The organism is Neohoeflea coraliihabitans (genome assembly GCF_019334345.1).
Taxonomy (GTDB): Bacteria; Pseudomonadota; Alphaproteobacteria; order Rhizobiales; family Rhizobiaceae; genus Pseudohoeflea; species Pseudohoeflea coraliihabitans.
The window spans coordinates 1-16,534 of record NZ_JAHWQX010000003.1 but is presented as its reverse complement, the minus strand read 5'-3'; the positions used below and the strand labels follow the sequence as shown (position 1 = coordinate 16,534).

The following is a 16,534-nucleotide window of genomic DNA, read 5'->3' as shown; positions in this document are numbered from 1 at the left end:
ACTCCTTGCAGCATGCGGCGCAATGATCGCCCTCAGGCCGGTGATCCGTTCGACAGGCGCGACAAGCGCGCCCGCGCCTGCTCTTCCAGCCGCGTGCGTCGCCGCAGCTGGAAGGTCTTCACCGACCAGTAGGTGACGAGATAGAAGATCGAACCGACCACCAGGCCGAGCGGCAATGCACCGATCAGCATCGGCTTTAACACCGGACCCCAGATCTGGCTCATATCCATGTGCCTGAGCAGGCTGTAGAGGTCGATATGATCTCCGGCCCGCCTGCCCTCGACGCCGATCATGAAATTGCCGGTCTTGTAGGTCGCAGCCCAGATGAACGGAAAGCTCAGTGGATTGCCGAAACCGGTGCCGAGCGCTGCCGCCACCAGGTTTCCGCCAATGACATAGGCCAATGCGAAGGACAGCAGGAAGTGAAACCCGAGCAACGGCGTACAGGATGTGAAAGCGCCGGCCGCGACCCCGGCTGCGATGGCATGCGGCGTCGCCGTCAAACGCAGCACGCGCTTGATGAAATACTGAAACGAGCGCGAGAACGAGCGGCTGGGCCAGAGCGCAATGCGCAACTTGCCCCAAAATCTCAGAGGTCGGCGTCGGCGAAACAGCATGGATCCGGTATTCTAATCCTTTATGTCAACGATAAGACAGAGGCGGCGCAATCAACGGCTCTGTCCGACTATGACGCATGCCACCCAAGATTCTGTAAACATTTTAAGCTTCCGCGCCCACCCGGCCGCGATCCCGATGACGATAAGCGCCACACCGATACTGGGACCTATTCGTAAAGACGCTCGACGCTGGACACGCATTCGAGATTCTTCAAACGCGTGATCAGCAGATTGAGATGCTTGAGATCCCAGACCTGAAGATCAAAGATCATGTCGGTGAAATCTGCCGCGACCTTGCGCATGGTCATTGATTCGATATTGGTGTCGTTGTCGGCCACAAGCGCGGTAATTTCTGCCAGCGTTCCGGGTGCATTGATCCCCGAAACCCAGATACGCGCCGGAAAACGGTTGCGATTGTGCTCGTCGATATCCCAGCGAATGTCCACCCAGCGTTCCGGTTCGTCGTCAAAGGCGGTCAGCTCGGGAGACTGTATCGGATAGATGGTGATGCCGGCGCCCGGTTCAAGAATGCCGATGATGCGATCGCCGGGCACGGCGCCGCCGGTGCAAAAGCGCACGCTGGTGTTGGCATCGACCCCGCGGATCGGCACGGCCGATGTCTCCCGCCCCCCCTTGCGTGTTCCCGCCTTGCGTTTGGAAAAGCCCGGCAGGCGGAAAATCATCCCGGCGCGGTTGCGCAGGTTGAACCATCCTTCATCCGTCGGCTTCTGCTTGACGACGCGGCTTTCCTGATGGTTGGGATAGATGGCCCGCAGCACGTCGTCTGAAGAAATCTCTCCCCGCCCGATGGCGGCCAGCACATCGTCGGTTTCCTTCTGGCCCAGCCGGTGCAAGACGGGCCCCAGTTCATCGCGCGAAAACACCTTGCCCGACCGCTCGAATGCGCGTTCGAGGATCCGCTGCCCGAGACCGGAATACTGTTTGCGCACGGCCGTCCGGGTGGCGCGGCGGATGGCTGCGCGCGCCTTGCCCGTCACCACCACCTCTTCCCAGGCCGGCGGCGGCACCTGCTTGTCTGATCTCAGAATCGACACCTCGTCGCCATTGGCCAGGCGAGTCACCAGCGGCATGACCCGGCCATTGATCTTGCAGCCGACGCAGGTGTCGCCGATATCGGTGTGCACCGCATAGGCAAAGTCGATCGGCGTGGCACCGCGCGGCAGGGCAATGAGTTGTCCTTTCGGGGTGAAGCAGAAGACCTGGTCGTGGAACAGTTCGAGCTTGGTATGCTCGAGAAATTCCTCCGGATTGTAGCCCTCCGACAACGCTTCGATGGTTTTGCGCAACCAGGTATAGGCCCGCGAGTCGCCCGAACGCAGCTTGCCGTCATCGCTGGCCACGCCGTCCTTGTAGAGCGCATGCGCCGCAACGCCCATCTCCGCCACCCGGTGCATCGCATGGCTGCGGATCTGCAGCTCGACGCGTTGCCGCGAGGGACCGACGATCGTGGTATGCACCGAGCGATAGTCGTTCTGCTTGGGGGTCGAGATGTAATCCTTGAAGCGGCCCGGCACCACCGGCCAGCGCATGTGCACGATCCCCAGCGCCCGGTAACAGTCTGCGGTCGAGTTCGTCAGGATGCGAAAGCCGAAAATATCCGACAATTGTTCGAAGGACAGCGACTTGGTCTGCATCTTCTTGAACACCGAATAGGGCTTTTTGCGCCGCCCCCTGACCTCGGCTTCCAGACCCTCCTGCGCAAACAGGCCGCCCAGTTCCTCCTCGATCGTCCGGATCAGACCTTCCTTGCGGCCGGAAATCTCGTCAAGCTTGTTGATCACCGTCTCGTAGGCTTCGCTGTTCAGCGTCTTGAACGCCAGTTCCTCGAGCTCCTCGCGCATGTCCTGCATGCCCATGCGGCCGGCCAGCGGCGCATAAATGTCCATCGTCTCCTCGGCGATGCGCGCCCGTTTTTCTTCCGGCACGTACTCCAGCGTACGCATGTTGTGCAGGCGATCGGCCAGCTTGACGAGCAGCACCCGCACATCGTCGGAGATCGCCAGCAGCAATTTGCGCAGGTTCTCCGCCTGCTTGGCGCGTTTGGAAACCAGGTCGAGTTTCTTGATCTTTGTCAGACCCTCGACCAGACGGCCGATGTCCTCGCCGAACAGACCGTCGATCTCCTGCCGGGTCGCCGAGGTATCCTCGATGGTGTCGTGCAGCAGCGCCACGGCGATCGTCGATTCGTCGAGCTTCATCTCGGTGAGAATCGCCGCCACTTCCAACGGATGCGAAATGTAGGGATCGCCGCTCGCCCGCTTTTGCTTGCCATGCTTCTGCATTGCGTAGACGTAAGCCTTGTTGAGCAAGGCTTCATTGACGTCCGGCTTGTAGAACTGCACGCGCTCGACGAGCTCGTACTGGCGCATCATGGGAAATCGGCTCCGCAGAGGTCACAAGTAAAAATGCGCCGAAGGAGAACCGCCGGCGCATTCACTCGTGAAATTGAGTGTCGAAACAGTGTTCCGATCAATAATCGTCGCTTTTCTCCGGCGGGACAAGCCCTTCGATGCCGGCCAGCAGTTCCTCTTCCGACATGGACGAGAACGAGATGCCTTCATCGGCGGGCTCTTCAGCCGCCGGCGCTTCTTCGGAGGCCGCTTCCGGCTGCACCAGGCTGGTGGCGTGATCGGGCTCCGGCTCATCGACTTCCACATGCTTTTGCAGCGAGTGAATCAGATCTTCCTTCAGATCGCCGGGAGACAGGGTCTCATCGGCAATCTCGCGCAGGGCGACAACCGGGTTCTTGTCATTGTCGCGGTCCACCGTGATCTGGCTGCCCTGGGACACCTGGCGGGCACGATGGCTGGCCAGAAGCACCAGTTCGAAACGGTTTTCGACCTTGTCGATGCAATCTTCGACTGTGACGCGGGCCATGGCCTGTCCTTCTTAAACGGTTTTTTCGGGATCAACCTGCTCGGTAAACGCCTTACGCGGCAATTTCAAGGCCACGGCAGGTTTTTTGCGCAGATATCGGCCCGCATCGATGCGAAAATGGTTATAGTAGCCTACGGGACGTCACCCATTTATTTACGTATTGCAAGGTACGCGCAGGTAGCATACGCGATACCCCCTTGGACCGAAATCCTTACAGGACACGCACTTAGCCAGCTTTTTGCTGAAATCCGACCTTGTCCCTGACCGAAACCTAATCCCTTCCGCCATTTCAGGAGCCTCCAATGTTCGATTCCCGCGAAAAGATTGCCCTCTTTATAGATGGCGCCAATCTTTACGCCGCCTCCAAGAGCCTCGGATTCGATATCGATTACCGACGCCTGCTAAAGGCGTTTTCCCAGCGTGGCTATCTGTTGCGTGCTTATTATTACACGGCGCTGATCGAAGATCAGGAATACTCCTCTATTCGTCCGCTGATCGATTGGCTGGACTATAACGGCTACCGCGTCGTCACCAAGCCGGCCAAGGAGTTCACCGATTCCGCCGGCCGCCGCAAGGTCAAGGGCAACATGGACATCGAACTGGCCATCGATGCCATGGAACAGGCCGCGGTCGTCGATCACATCGTCATTTTCTCCGGCGATGGCGACTTCACCACGCTGGTCGAGGCGTTGCAGCGCAAGGGCCGCAAGGTTTCGGTCGTCTCGTCCCTGGCCACCCAGCCGCCGATGATCGCCGACGATTTGCGCCGCCAGGCCGACCACTTCATCGACCTGGCTTCACTGAAAAAGGAAGTCGGGCGCGATCCGTCGGAGCGTCCGATGCGGGCACCGGCCGCAGCGGCCGAGGACGACGCCTACGAGGACTGAGATGGCCCGCCCGGACCGTGCACACCGCAACCCCGATAAATCCGGCAACCCGGCCCGCAGCATCTCCGACGCCGTCATCGAACCGCCGCACGACTGCGCGCTGTGCCCGCGCCTGCGCGCCTATATTCTCGCCACGCGGCGAGCCCATCCCGATTGGCACAACGGGCCGGTGCCGACCTGGTATCCGGCCGACGGAGCAGACACCACCGAACTCCTGATCATCGGCCTGGCGCCAGGCCTGCGCGGCGCCAATCGCACCGGCCGCCCCTTCACCGGCGACTACGCCGGCGATCTTCTGTATGCGACACTGATCCGCCACGGTTTTGCCAGGGGCACCTTTGCCGCCCGCCCCGATGATGGCCTGCAGCTGGCCCGCACGGCGATCACCAATGCCGTGCGCTGCGTTCCGCCGGAAAACAAGCCGGTCGGCGCCGAGATCAACACCTGCCGCCAGTTTCTCAGCGCCAGCATGGAGGCCCTGCCGCGGTTGCGGGCCATCGTCACGCTGGGCAAGATCTCCCACGACAGCACGATCCGCACGCTCGGCGGGCGCCTCGCCGCGCATCCCTTCGGCCATGCTGCCGAAACGGAGATCGATGGCCTGCGCATTTTCTCGAGCTATCACTGCTCACGCTACAACACCAACACCGGCCGTCTGACACCCGAGATGTTCGACGCGGTCTTTCAGAATGTGGCGCGCTTTTTAGGCTGAGCGGCCGGACGACTTGGGGTCGGGACTTAGCCGTTGTCGCGCAGCAGACGCGCCTTCTGGCGGTTCCAGTCGCGCTCCTTGGCGGTCTCGCGCTTGTCGTGCAGTTTCTTGCCTTTGCCCAGCGCCAGCTCGAGCTTGGCCATCCCGCGATCGTTGAAATACACCTTCAGCGGCACAAGCGTCATGCCATCGCGCGCCACCGCCGCCGCGAGCTTGGCGATTTCACGCCCCTTGAGCAGCAGCTTGCGCCGCCGCCGCGGATCGTGGTTGAAGCGGTTGCCCTGCAGATATTCCGGCACGTAGGAATTGATCAGCCACATTTCGCCGTCCTCGGCGCTGGCATAGGATTCGCTGATATTCGCCTTGCCCTCGCGCAGCGACTTGACCTCGGTGCCCGTCAGTTGCAATCCGGCTTCGAGCGTCTCGACGATCTCGTAGTTGAAGCGCGCCTTGCGATTGTCGGCGACGACATTGCTGCTGGACGGTTTCTTCTTTGCTGCCATCAGCCGGTCAGACCCGCATGCGTCATCGCCGCATCGAGCATGGCGGCGGTCTCCGGACCGACATCGACCAGCGGCGAGCGGACGGTTCCTTCCATATAGCCGAGCCGGCTGAGGCAATATTTCGTGCCGCAGACGCCGGGCTCATGGAAAATCGCCTTGTGCAGCGGCATCAGGCGATCCTGCAGTTCGAGCGCCCGCGCGTAATTGCCGGACAGCGTCGCATCCTGCATCTCGGCGCACAGCTCCGGCGCAACATTGGCGGTCACCGAAATGCAGCCGACACCGCCCATCGCATTGTAGCCGACCGCCGTCGCATCCTCGCCGGAGATCTGCACGAAATCCGCGCCGCAGGCCATGCGCTGTTCGGCGACCCGCTCGAGCCGCCCGGTGGCATCCTTGACCCCGACGATCGTCCTGAAGTCGCGGCTGAGCGCCGCCATCGTCTCGACGCTCATGTCGACCGCCGAGCGTCCCGGAATATTATAGATGATGATCGGCAGCCGCGTCGCATCGGCGATCGCGCCGTAATGGCTGTACAGCCCCTTCTGCGTCGGCTTGTTGTAATAGGGCGTGACAACGAGGATCCCGTCCGCCCCGGCCGCTTCCGCGTGGCGCGCGAAATCGACGGCTTCGACGGTGTTGTTCGAGCCGGCCCCGGCGATCACCGGCACCCGGCCGCCGGCCGTCTCGACGCAGAGATTGACCACCCGCTTGTGTTCCTCGTGGCTCAGCGTCGGCGATTCGCCGGTCGTACCCACCGGCACGACGCCATGGCTGCCGGCGACGATGACCCGGTCAACATGCGCCGCGAACGCCTTTTCATCCACCGCCCCGGTTGCGGTGAAGGACGTGACGAGGGCAGGAATTGACCCTTTGAACATGGCAGTCTCCAAGATAACGCACACGAAAGCCGCCCCGGCCAGAGCGGCCGGAATTCGGACAGTCCTGCCGTTACAGGAATTTCCCCGAATGCGAAAGGTTTGCCGTCTGTTCAGCGGCAGATTTGGCCGCCCGAACGGGCCAAAAAGGGACACCCGGCCGCCGCTGACGCCACCGGCGGATTTGCCTGAAATCAAAATTCTGCCGGATTGCCCCTGTTTATCGGGGACCGCCGCCGCGAAATCTCCCGTTAACGCCCCTGTTAACACCCCTGCGCGACACTGGCGGACGGGGCTGATCAAAGGCTTGCCGCCGCGGCACTGTCCAGGAGACCATATGCCGAATCGCCGTCATTCAACTTGCATCCGCCTGCCGGCGTCCGTGCTGTCGCTGCTTGTCGCGCTGGCCATCGTGCCTGCCCTGCCTCCGATCGCCGGCGCCCTGGAAGTGCCGATGCCGGTGCCCGTCGCCAAGCCGCAGCTCGATGCCGACGGCAAGGTGGTGATCGTCCCGACGCTAAAGAATGCTCTGGCGGCGCTCGATGATGGCGATCTCGAGACGGCCCTGAACATTCATGCGGCAATGGCCGAAGACGCATTCGACCGCCGCGTCCTGAGCTTCAGCCTGGCGCTGTCCAGCGATCGCCGCATTGATCTCGAGACCCTCAGCGCGCTGCGCGAGGATTTTGCCGACTGGCCCGAGGAAGAACGCATCGCCGCCAACTTCGAACGTGCCCTTTACCGCGGCAATCCGGACGCCGCCACGACGCTCGCCTATTTCGGTGAACGCCAGCCCGAAACCCTTGCCGGCCGCATTGCCCTGCTGCGCGCCCTGCGCAAGGCGGGACGGTCGAAGCAGGCCGAGGCGGGCGTGCGCGCCCTGTGGGCCGACATCGATCTCGACCCCGCGACCGCCACGGTGTTCAATCGCGAATTCAGCGACTATCTCCAGCCCTCCGACCATCTCCGCCGCATGCAGCGGCTGCTGTATCGCGATCGCATTTCCGCGGCGCTTGCACCGGCGCGCCTCGCCGGAGCCGAATCGCTCTACCAGGCCTGGGTGCAGACCATCCGCTCGCCCAAACGGGCCGAAGCCGCCATCGACAAGGTCGATGCCGCCTTCGCCGATGACCCGGCGCTTCTTTACCTGCGCATCCGCAGGCTGCGCCAGATGGATGATATCGAAGCGGCGGCAGCCCTGCTTGAAACCATGCCGGAGGATGATGAGGCGCTTGTCGATCCCGAGGAATGGTGGGTCGAGCAACGCATTGTCGGCCGCACTCTGTGGGAGGCCGGAGATCCCGAGCGCGCTTACCGCGTCTTTGCAGCGCATCGCGCCAGCGAACCGAAGATTGCCGCCGAGGCGGAATTCCATGCCGGCTGGGTCGCCCTGAGCGGCCTGAACGATCCCGACAAGGCGCTGGTGCATTTCAACCGGCTCTCGGCCATCGCCACGACCCCCGCCACGCGCGCCCGCGCCGCCTACTGGACGGCGCGCAGCCTTGAGGCCGCCCCGGCCGAGACCGGCGATGAGACGAAATCAAAGGCCCGCCACAGCCTCGCGCAAGAGCATTATGCGCAAGCGGCAAAACACCCGGGGAGCTATTACGGGCAACTGGCCACGGCAGCCCTCGGGATCGACACGCTTGATCTGCCCGAGCCGGACGTGTCCGCCGCAGATGAGGCCCAATTTTCCGCCCGTCCCGCCGTTCGTGCCTTGAAGCGTTTGCAGGAACTGGGCTTTGAAGAGCGCGCCCGCCGGCTCTATCGCAGTCTGGCGCAAACCCTTGAAGACCCGGCGGAGATTGCGCAACTGGTCGGACTGGCGCAGCAGCGCGATGACCATCGCCTGTGCCTGCAGATCGGCAAGATCGCCTATAATCGCGGTCTCGACGTCGCCCCGCTCGCCTTCCCGCTCGGTGCCCTGCCGGCCGATGCCGACACCGCCGGGGCCGGGCGCGCCCTCGCCTATTCCGTGGCCCGCCAGGAAAGCGCCTTCAACGTCGCCGCCGTCTCGCCCGCCAATGCCCGCGGCCTGCTGCAATTGCTGCCCGGAACCGCCCGCGCCGTGGCGGGCCGCAATGGCCTTGCCTATTCGCCGAACCGTCTGGTCTCCGACGCCGCCTACAATGCCACGCTCGGCACGCTGTATCTCGACGAGCAGATCGACCGTTTCGACGGCTCCTACATCTTGACCTTCATTGCCTATAATGCCGGCCCGCGGCGCGTCGGTGAGTGGATCGAGCGCTTTGGCGACCCGCGCGGCATGCCGCTCGCCGACATCATCGACTGGGTCGAGAAGATTCCCTATCCCGAGACCCGCAACTACGTTCAGCACGTGCTCGAGAATTACCAGGTCTACAAGGCCCGCCTCGGTCAGCCCGCCAACCTTGCCGAGGATCTGCGTTTCGGCCGCCGCGGCTGACCCCGCGGCGCTGTTCACGCTTTTTGCCAAGCATGGCGGGGGCTCCATTGCCGCCTTCCCGCTATCGGCGCACCGGCAAATGGCCTATGCATCAGCCTTCAACCTGAAGGAGACCGGCCATGCCTGCCGCCCGCGCCGAAGATGTCTGGTACCAAAGCAGTGACGGACTGCGGCTCTACGCCCGCAACTACGGCACGTCCGAGCCGTCCGAGGCCTCCCGCCTGCCGCTGATCTGCCTTCCCGGGCTGACCCGCAATCATCGCGACTTCGCCCGCCTTGCCGCAATGATCGCTGCCGATGACAGCATCGCCCGGCGCGTCATCGCCTTCGATTACCGCGGACGCGGCCGCTCGGCGCGCGCCGATCCGGCCACCTACACCATTGCCCAGGAAACCGAGGACCTTCTCACCGGCCTTGCGGCGCTTGGCATTGATCGCGCCATCTTTCTCGGCACCTCGCGCGGCGGGCTGATCCTGCACGCCCTCGCCGCCACACACGCAGAACTTATCGCAGCGGCAATCCTCAATGATATCGGCCCGGTCATCGAGACTGCCGGCCTGGCGCAGATCAAGGCCTATCTCGCCGCCGCCGACGCCAGCACGGCCCCGGGCGACTGGAATGCTGCCGCCACGCGCCAGCGGGCCGTGCACGCCAAGGCCTTTCCGGCACTGGGCGCCGCCGACTGGCGCCACTTCGCCGAATGCGTCTATGTCGAAGGAAAAGATGGCACATTGCGCCCGGACTATGATCCGAGATTGCTCGAGCCGCTGCGGACCATGAATTTCGATGCGCCGCTGCCGACGCTCTGGCCGCAATTCGACGCTCTTGCCGAAGGCAGGAAGCTGCTGATCCTGCGCGGCGAGAACTCGACCCTGCTGTCAGAAGAAACCGTCAGCGAGATGCTGCAGCGCGCCCCCGGTGGCGAAAGCTATACCGCCATCGGCCAGGGCCATGCGCCGTTCCTGCATCTCGGCGGGGTGGGCGAACGCGTGATGGATTTCCTGCGCGCCATTGATGCGAGCAACGCCACCTGACTGCCACTGGCTGTCCGCGCCCCTCCATCATATGACGGGGAAAGCGAAAACGAAAAAACCCGGCAGCGCGAGCTGCCGGGTTTCTTTTAACTGAACCGTGGGTTCAATTAGAACGAACGCTGGACGCGGACGCCGGCACCGAAGTCGCCGTCATCGTCAGTGCCATCGTCGTAGAAGCCGACTTCCGGGGTGATCGTCAGACCCGGAACCAGTTCATAGGCAACGTTGGCCACAATCGACCATTCATCGTCAAGAGCCGAGTTGCTCTCAGCCCAGCCAGCCTGGAAGTTGAAGCTGGCGCGGTCGGAGAACGCATAGGAACCACCACCGTAAACGGCGAAGGTTTCGTCGTCACCGGCGTTAGCCCAAGTGGTGTACGCCGAAGAATTCTCACCGTACATGGCCATCACCCACATGGAGAGCTGGTCATTGAAGGTGACGTCGGCGCGCAACTTACCGGCCCAGCCACCATACTCGGTCAGACCAATGTCATCACGGCTGTCCCAGGCGATAACACCGGCAAGATCAACCATGCCGAAGGTCACGCCGAGACCGGCAACCACATGCGGCATGTAGTCGTCGATGCCCCAGCCAACGCGGGTAGCGCCGCCGGCAGTGTCAAAAAAGTTGTCGTTGCCCTGCTCAACCGCGATACCGGCGCGCCAGTTGGCACCCGAATAGGTGTAGCTGATCAGGTTGGTGTCGAACGGACCGTAGCCGCCGCCCATCGTATCGTGGATCACCGCGCCGGCATAACCGGTCCAGGTGGTGAAGAACGAATCGGACTTGCCAAGGCGCAGACCGCCGAGCTGGATCCAGGCATGGTTCAGGTCGTAGACGTTTTCATTGACGTAGCCGTCAGCATCGTCTTCGATCGGGTTGTCACGATCGGTGGCGCCAGCGGTGCGCCAGTCGTAACGCAGCTCAGCATAGGTGCGCAGGGTGCCCAGCTCGGTCTCGGTGGCAGTGTTGACCTGCAGCGAGAAGCGGACGTCCTGGTCGTAGGTGCCGTCACCGGTGGCCGATTCGGCTTCCCAGAGATCACCACCGAAGATGTCGTAACGGACATAGCCGCCGATACGCAGGCAGGTTTCCGTGCCCGGGATGTAGAAGTAGCCGGTGCCGAAAGCGTCGCAGACGCGGACATATTCGACGGGCTCAGGCTCGATCGCGACGATAGCGTCGGCGGCGCGAGCACCGGAAACTGCAACCAGGGCTGCAGCGGAGCCGAGGAGAAGGCTCTTGATGTTCATGTTTGACCTCCAGTCAAAAGTTTAACGGGCTTGGGTCTTGCTAGGAGCTGTCCCCAACCCCATCCCCAAAAGACGAAGAAAGACGATGTCCGCCTTGGCTTCGAGATCGACCATACTCGCAGCCGCCGGGCTTGCAACGACGAACACGGCCCGGCAGGCCGCCGCACATACCCCTTCCCCCCACCCTGTTGCACAAATGACACGAATTCGGCGACTGCCAGCGGTTTTGTTAGGAAAGCATTAGGAATTGGCGTGCGTCTCACCGGCCAGAATCGCAGCTTTTGGCTGACAGGAGGGGGAATCAGCCGATTCCCGCGGCCGAAAAGACAGCCGCGCGGCACCGGGAGGGAATCAGACGTCGCCGCGCACGCTTTCAAGTCAGGTGGGGGCCAGGCGGGGGCCATGTCGGGCTGCTCATCAGGCAAGAAGCAGCGGCAATGATGCAGCTCTGTTTGACTGGTGCGCAGCGTCAAGTCCGGCTCTGACGCGCCGTTCCGCGAGCGCGCCTATAATAAGGTGCGCGCGAGACGAGGCGGCCGGAACACGGTCTTTTTCAGCACATCTCCAATGAAAACTTAATAATTTCAATGTTTTAGCCTGTTCTGGCCGGCGACGCCTTCATATTTGACTGGAGGTCAAACATGAACATCAAGAGCCTTCTCCTCGGCTCCGCTGCAGCCCTGGTTGCAGTTTCCGGTGCTCGCGCCGCCGACGCTATCGTCGCGATCGAGCCTGAGCCCGTCGAATATGTCCGCGTCTGCGACGCTTTCGGCACCGGCTACTTCTACATCCCGGGCACGGAAACCTGCCTGAGCATCGGCGGCTATGTCCGTTACGACATCTTCGGCGCTGATCTCTGGGAAGCCGAATCGGCCACCGGTGACGGCACCTACGACCAGGACGTCCGCTTCTCGCTGCAGGTCAACACCGCCACCGAGACCGAACTGGGCACCCTGCGCACCTATGCCGAGCTGCGCTACGACTGGAATACCTCTGAAGCCGAGGACCGTGACGATCCGAGCTCGGGCGCTGCCGATGGCTACGTCAACGACAACTCCTACGACCTGAACCATGCCTGGATCCAGCTCGGCGGTCTGCGCCTTGGCAAGTCCGACTCGTTCTTCACCACCTGGACCGGTTATGCCGGCGCGGTGGTCCACGATACAATGGGCGGCGGCTACGGTCCGTTCGACACCAACCTGATCAGCTACACCTATTCGGGCGGCAACTGGCGCGCCGGTATCGCGGTTGAGCAGGGCAATGACAGCTTCACCGACACGGACACCACTTCCGGCCAGGAAGGCTGGGGCATTCAGGATTACATGCCGCATGTGGTGGCCGGTCTTGGCGTCACCTTCGGCATGGTTGATCTTGCTGCCGTCATCGGCTGGGACAGCCGTGACGATTTCGGTGGTGAACTGTATGGCGGCCTTGCCGGTAAGGTTCGTGCCGACGTCACCTTCAATGACCAGCTCTCCATGTTCGTGATGGTCATGTACGGTGAAAACGAATCCGCCTACACCACCTGGGCCAATGGCCCCGACACCGACGAAACCCTCGCCATCTACGGTGGCGGCTCCTTCGTCGTCTCCGAACGCGCCACGTTCAACTTTCAGGCCGGCTGGGCGGACAGCAACTCGGCTGCTGACGACGAATGGTCCCTCGTCGGTAACGTCGCCTATGAACTGGTTCCGGGCCTGACGATCACCCCGGAAGTCGGCTTCTACGAAGCTAGCGGCACCGACGATGGGGACTTCGGCGCCGGCGTCCGCGTCCAGCGCACCTTCTAAGACCCTTTGACGACACGGGACCGGCGGCGACAGCCGCCGGTTCCCAGACCTGTATCCGCGGCGGCTTCCTGATCAAAAGCCAAGACAAGTTGTTCCAAATTGAAAACTGATGTTTATAGCGACAGTATTGTTGATTTGGATCATTATATATTGCTGTATAATCATAGTTTAATTGACGAGCGTGCAAGCAAACACGACGTCGAAATTGATTTGAGACGGTTGTGGACGGAGCATTCCGGTGCTCTGTGGGAAAATGGCAGGCACAAGAACTCCTGTCGCATTTTCATCGACGAGATCGCTCTCTTCCTGGACCGGCATCGCATCAAGGCGATCGACGATGCCGTGATCGACCGCCTGGTCGGTTACTTCCGCGAAAAGGGCAACCGCAACTCCACCATCAACCGCAAGCTTGCAGCCCTCTTCAAATTGCTGAAGAAGGCGGAAAGGGCGGGACAGATCGCACGTTTGCCAACCTATCTGCGGCTGCGGGAACGCAATGCCCGGGTGCGCTTCCTGACCGCATCCGAAGAGGCCGCGATGTTTGCCGCCATCGAGCGCCGCAATCCCGACCACGCCCGGCTGTGCCGTTTCCTGGTCGACACCGGCGCGCGCGTCGGCGAGGCTCTGGCCTTGAAATGGAACGATATTCACGGCGACACCGTCACCTTCTGGATCACCAAATCCGGCCGCAGCCGCTCGGTGCCGCTGACCCGCCGCGCCCGTCTCGCACTGGCCGCGATCAGGCGTTCCGATCCCAAGGGACCGTTCGCCGCCATCGCCTATCAGAATTTCAAGTATGACTGGAACAAGGCCCGCGTCGAATGCGGCTTTGCCGGTGATCCCAACATGGTGCCGCACATTCTGCGCCACACCTGCGCCTCGCGCCTCGTCCAGGCCGGTATCGACCTGCGCCGCGTCCAGACCTTTCTCGGTCATCAGACGATTCAGATCACCATCCGCTATGCGCATCTAGCGACCAATGACCTCGACCAGTGCGCCCGCGCCCTCGATGCGCTGCAGGAACCGAAAACCGCCGCGGCAGCGGTAAAACTCGATTACGGTAAAACCGGTTGATTAGCGCCGCGCACTCCGCTAACAAACGGGCCGCGCGGAGAGGTGGCCGAGTGGTCGAAGGCGCTCCCCTGCTAAGGGCGAAGAACCTTCCCCAGATGCAATGACTTAGCTTGATGCTGTGTCGTTTTTGTGCGGATCGGCTCCTACTCTGGGCCGAAGTAGCGCGGCACAGGCTGGCCTAGCCGCAACTGCTCCAGCCACAACTTTCGATCTTCAGCGACAACGCCAGCGCGGGTCACAATTGCGGAATCCATCGCTAGCGCGCGGACCTCTTCCGCGTCTAGGTGGACACCGGCCCCGTCCTTTGCTGCCCTCATGATCCGGTTATAGGGGTCCAATCGCACCGCCTTTGCTCCTTTGTTGGATTATCCCCAATCACCGTTACCCATGATCGAGCGCAACCGATCGAGATCAGCGGGCTCAAATACCAAGAAGCACTCAAAGTCATCGCCATCATAACTCATGTATTTTGAGCCGCTGGCATCCATAGGGAAAGACGCGCCGTTTTCCTGCATGTCGCGCAGGCGGTCGACCGCCTCGCCGCTATCGCCGGCATCCACCCAGCATGGATCACAGGCCCAAAAGCCCCAATACGTGTCGCCACGGATCGAAGCCTCTTTGATTTTCAATCCCGAGAACGCAAAGGCCGGGCCAAAGGCAAAGACCGTGCCGGGGGGCATGTCGAGGAATGCCGCGGCATCTAGAATTTTCATCGCCTTTGCTCCTTTACTGGATTGGGTGATCTTGAGGATCAACAAGACCGCGATCTATTCCGCAATAGATGCAGACCGGGCGGCAAGGGCCAGAGATCGCAACATCACGCCCACAGTGAATGCACCGACCGCCCCGCTCTCGCCCTTCCGGGCCGAGCCATCGCAGCCGCCAGGGCCAAGCGACGAGTGGCGCAACGCTGGTCGGCTGCATCGCCTCGCTCCTATCTGGATTCGACTTGCCAAAGCTCACGCTGGGCAATCTCGTGCCGGTCGACACGCGGACGGCTTGGAGTATTCCAAGAGCGCGGAGCTACTGACCCAATAAGCCGCCACCCGGAAGCGCGAAGAGACGCGCCGCCCTCCGACGACATGATGTATGTCCCAAGCCGCTGATACCCGAGTGCAAAGGCCGCTCTGGCAGCTGCGCCGTAGAGGAAAGAACAAGCATTGCGGGTGCCGTCTGTGCAAAGGCGCGTAACTTCGAGCGTTCCGCCGTCATCGCGTATGCGCGACACCGGGCGACCAACTATGCAGACCCCGACGACCTCGCCACCCTTCACCGCCGCGAGGCTGAACTTGTGCCCGATCACAGGCGGGTGATGCCTGTGATGCTTGGCAACAAAATCATTCGCTTCTTGCAGTGAGATGGCCAGTCGCTCCAACACCTTCGCTCCTTTTCAGACAATCTGCACATGGTTCACGATGAACCATATCAGGCCACCCAACGCGCCTATCAGCAACAGCGCGCCGCAGGCCATGCCGAAGAACGCGAAATAGACCAACCACGAAAAATCACAAATATAATCCGAACTCTTCATCGCCCTTGCTCCTTTTCAGACTTCGTCATCGCCGGGCAGATCCGTAACCTCCCCGGCATCCCATTGCTTCTGCCAGGCGAAGTAAGCCGCCCGGCTGATCGGCACGTCGGACAGGGGCTTGAGGGCTTCCCAAACCTCATTGCCGCGCTGGCCGAGGCGCAGCATCATGTCCGCCACTTCGACGCGCGCCGCGGTCATTGCGATGGGCCGGCCGCCTCGCTCCCCGCGCTCACGGGCACGGGCGATTCCCGCCTTGGTGCGCTCCACGATCAGGTTGCGCTCAAGCTCGGCAACGACTGCCATCATCTGCAGCATGGCCTTGCCCATAGGTGTCGTCATGTCGACCCGCTCGGTCAGGCTGAAGAACTTCAGGCCCCGAGATTCGAGAAGGGCAAGGGCTTCGATGATGCCTTCCAGCGTGCGACCGAGGCGGTCGAGCTTCCAGACGACGAACTCCGTTCCGGGGTGTTGCGCGAACTTCAGAGCGCGGATGAATTGCGGGCGGTCCAAGGTGCTGCCGCTCGCTCTATCCACGAAGATTAAGGCTTCTGGCACCCCGTAGGCACGCAGCGCGGCGACCTGCATGTCGGGGTTCTGGTCAGCGGTGGAGACGCGAGCGTAGCCGATCATCCGCCGGGGCGGGTTCTCGGATTTGGACGCTGTTTCCTTACCGCTTTTCGCCATCGTCGCCATCGGTCTGGATTGGGTTTTGAGACTTGATCCTAGCCGCCATTCTCTTCGAGATACTTCTCGATCGCGCGAGCAACGACAGCATTCTGCGCCGGCGGGAAATCCTGCCGCGCGATCCACGCTTTCAACCTTTCCACCAGTTCCGGCTCCAGGGTGAGCGTATAAGGTTGTCGCATCTTGGAGAGCGTGAGCGGTCGGGTATCGTGCGCCCGAACGTTTACGACCCCTTCGTGGGCAGCGAT

Annotated in this window: 17 protein-coding genes; 6 read left to right on the top strand and 11 right to left on the bottom strand. The window is 62.1% G+C overall.

Annotated features, from left to right (window positions below; translation table 11 throughout):
* Nucleotides 1-32: 32 nt before the first annotated feature.
* The 3 genes from KY465_RS11165 to rpoZ form a co-directional block, all read right to left on the bottom strand.
* Nucleotides 33-617 carry a DUF2062 domain-containing protein gene (locus KY465_RS11165; RefSeq protein ID WP_219201803.1) on the bottom strand — a complete coding sequence of 195 codons (585 nt, stop codon included), beginning with the start codon at nucleotides 615-617 and terminating at the stop codon, nucleotides 33-35.
* 167 nt (nucleotides 618-784) lie between these two features.
* Nucleotides 785-3,010 carry a RelA/SpoT family protein gene (locus tag KY465_RS11160; RefSeq protein ID WP_219201802.1) on the bottom strand — a complete coding sequence of 742 codons (2,226 nt, stop codon included), beginning with the start codon at nucleotides 3,008-3,010 and terminating at the stop codon, nucleotides 785-787.
* Nucleotides 3,011-3,107: 97 nt separating this feature from the next.
* Nucleotides 3,108-3,515, bottom strand: a complete 408-nt coding sequence (gene rpoZ / locus KY465_RS11155) for a DNA-directed RNA polymerase subunit omega (RefSeq protein ID WP_219201801.1) — start codon at nucleotides 3,513-3,515, stop codon at nucleotides 3,108-3,110.
* Nucleotides 3,516-3,817: 302 nt separating this feature from the next.
* On the opposite strand from rpoZ, the gene KY465_RS11150 reads away from it, so the two are divergent.
* Nucleotides 3,818-4,402, top strand: coding sequence for a LabA-like NYN domain-containing protein (locus KY465_RS11150; RefSeq protein WP_219201800.1), 585 nt, complete (start codon nucleotides 3,818-3,820; stop codon nucleotides 4,400-4,402).
* Nucleotide 4,403: 1 nt separating this feature from the next.
* Complete coding sequence (locus KY465_RS11145) at nucleotides 4,404-5,114, top strand: uracil-DNA glycosylase (protein ID WP_219201799.1); 711 nt, start codon at nucleotides 4,404-4,406, stop codon at nucleotides 5,112-5,114.
* Nucleotides 5,115-5,140: 26 nt separating this feature from the next.
* On the opposite strand, the gene smpB is transcribed toward KY465_RS11145, so the two are convergent.
* Nucleotides 5,141-5,617: an SsrA-binding protein SmpB gene (gene smpB, locus KY465_RS11140; RefSeq protein WP_219201798.1), complete on the bottom strand. Its 477-nt coding sequence runs from the start codon at nucleotides 5,615-5,617 to the stop codon at nucleotides 5,141-5,143.
* Entirely contained in the window at nucleotides 5,617-6,498 is an 882-nt protein-coding gene (gene dapA / locus KY465_RS11135) for a 4-hydroxy-tetrahydrodipicolinate synthase (protein ID WP_219201797.1), read from the bottom strand. The genes smpB and dapA overlap by 1 nt, the downstream gene beginning before the upstream one ends.
* 334 nt (nucleotides 6,499-6,832) lie before the next feature.
* Between dapA and KY465_RS18760 the strand changes: the two genes are divergently transcribed.
* A complete protein-coding gene (locus KY465_RS18760; RefSeq protein WP_219201796.1) occupies nucleotides 6,833-8,920 on the top strand; it encodes a lytic transglycosylase domain-containing protein in 2,088 nt (695 codons plus the stop codon).
* Nucleotides 8,921-9,039: 119 nt separating this feature from the next.
* Nucleotides 9,040-9,954, top strand: a complete 915-nt coding sequence (locus KY465_RS11125; protein WP_219201795.1) for an alpha/beta fold hydrolase — start codon at nucleotides 9,040-9,042, stop codon at nucleotides 9,952-9,954.
* A gap of 107 nt (nucleotides 9,955-10,061) precedes the next feature.
* On the opposite strand, the gene KY465_RS11120 is transcribed toward KY465_RS11125, so the two are convergent.
* Nucleotides 10,062-11,207: a porin gene (locus KY465_RS11120; RefSeq protein ID WP_219201794.1), complete on the bottom strand. Its 1,146-nt coding sequence runs from the start codon at nucleotides 11,205-11,207 to the stop codon at nucleotides 10,062-10,064.
* Nucleotides 11,208-11,848: 641 nt separating this feature from the next.
* Between KY465_RS11120 and KY465_RS11115 the strand changes: the two genes are divergently transcribed.
* A complete protein-coding gene (locus tag KY465_RS11115) occupies nucleotides 11,849-12,997 on the top strand; it encodes a porin (RefSeq protein ID WP_219201793.1) in 1,149 nt (382 codons plus the stop codon).
* A 210-nt stretch (nucleotides 12,998-13,207) separates the two neighbouring features.
* On the top strand, nucleotides 13,208-14,071 hold the full coding sequence (locus tag KY465_RS11110) for a tyrosine-type recombinase/integrase (RefSeq protein ID WP_255561626.1): 864 nt from the start codon (nucleotides 13,208-13,210) through the stop codon (nucleotides 14,069-14,071).
* Nucleotides 14,072-14,436: 365 nt separating this feature from the next.
* Here the strand turns inward: KY465_RS11110 and KY465_RS11105 are convergent, their stop codons facing one another.
* The 5 genes from KY465_RS11105 to KY465_RS11090 all read right to left on the bottom strand — a co-directional run.
* A complete protein-coding gene (locus KY465_RS11105) occupies nucleotides 14,437-14,784 on the bottom strand; it encodes a hypothetical protein (RefSeq protein ID WP_219201791.1) in 348 nt (115 codons plus the stop codon).
* Between the two features lie 221 nt (nucleotides 14,785-15,005).
* Nucleotides 15,006-15,449, bottom strand: coding sequence for an XF1762 family protein (locus KY465_RS18790; RefSeq protein ID WP_346432629.1), 444 nt, complete (start codon nucleotides 15,447-15,449; stop codon nucleotides 15,006-15,008).
* A 12-nt stretch (nucleotides 15,450-15,461) separates the two neighbouring features.
* The gene (locus KY465_RS11100; RefSeq protein ID WP_219201790.1) at nucleotides 15,462-15,602 is read right to left on the bottom strand and encodes a hypothetical protein; all 141 of its coding nucleotides are present in this window, start codon (nucleotides 15,600-15,602) and stop codon (nucleotides 15,462-15,464) included.
* Nucleotides 15,603-15,617: 15 nt separating this feature from the next.
* Nucleotides 15,618-16,295, bottom strand: a complete 678-nt coding sequence (locus tag KY465_RS11095; protein ID WP_219201789.1) for a recombinase family protein — start codon at nucleotides 16,293-16,295, stop codon at nucleotides 15,618-15,620.
* Nucleotides 16,296-16,324: 29 nt separating this feature from the next.
* Nucleotides 16,325-16,534 (bottom strand): hypothetical protein (locus tag KY465_RS11090; RefSeq protein ID WP_219201788.1); only part of this gene is annotated, 210 nt, incomplete at its 5' end.

Coding starts and splice junctions, on each gene's coding strand:
- KY465_RS11120 (WP_219201794.1), bottom strand. CDS start 11,207: ATGAACATCAAGAGCCTTCTCCTCGGCTCCGCTGCAGCCCTGGTTGCA.
- KY465_RS11115 (WP_219201793.1), top strand. CDS start 11,849: ATGAACATCAAGAGCCTTCTCCTCGGCTCCGCTGCAGCCCTGGTTGCA.
- KY465_RS11150 (WP_219201800.1), top strand. CDS start 3,818: ATGTTCGATTCCCGCGAAAAGATTGCCCTCTTTATAGATGGCGCCAAT.
- KY465_RS11125 (WP_219201795.1), top strand. CDS start 9,040: ATGCCTGCCGCCCGCGCCGAAGATGTCTGGTACCAAAGCAGTGACGGA.
- KY465_RS11165 (WP_219201803.1), bottom strand. CDS start 617: ATGCTGTTTCGCCGACGCCGACCTCTGAGATTTTGGGGCAAGTTGCGC.
- KY465_RS11100 (WP_219201790.1), bottom strand. CDS start 15,602: ATGAAGAGTTCGGATTATATTTGTGATTTTTCGTGGTTGGTCTATTTC.
- KY465_RS11160 (WP_219201802.1), bottom strand. CDS start 3,010: ATGATGCGCCAGTACGAGCTCGTCGAGCGCGTGCAGTTCTACAAGCCG.
- smpB (WP_219201798.1), bottom strand. CDS start 5,617: ATGGCAGCAAAGAAGAAACCGTCCAGCAGCAATGTCGTCGCCGACAAT.
- dapA (WP_219201797.1), bottom strand. CDS start 6,498: ATGTTCAAAGGGTCAATTCCTGCCCTCGTCACGTCCTTCACCGCAACC.
- KY465_RS11145 (WP_219201799.1), top strand. CDS start 4,404: ATGGCCCGCCCGGACCGTGCACACCGCAACCCCGATAAATCCGGCAAC.
- KY465_RS11095 (WP_219201789.1), bottom strand. CDS start 16,295: ATGGCGACGATGGCGAAAAGCGGTAAGGAAACAGCGTCCAAATCCGAG.
- rpoZ (WP_219201801.1), bottom strand. CDS start 3,515: ATGGCCCGCGTCACAGTCGAAGATTGCATCGACAAGGTCGAAAACCGT.
- KY465_RS18760 (WP_219201796.1), top strand. CDS start 6,833: ATGCCGAATCGCCGTCATTCAACTTGCATCCGCCTGCCGGCGTCCGTG.
- KY465_RS11105 (WP_219201791.1), bottom strand. CDS start 14,784: ATGAAAATTCTAGATGCCGCGGCATTCCTCGACATGCCCCCCGGCACG.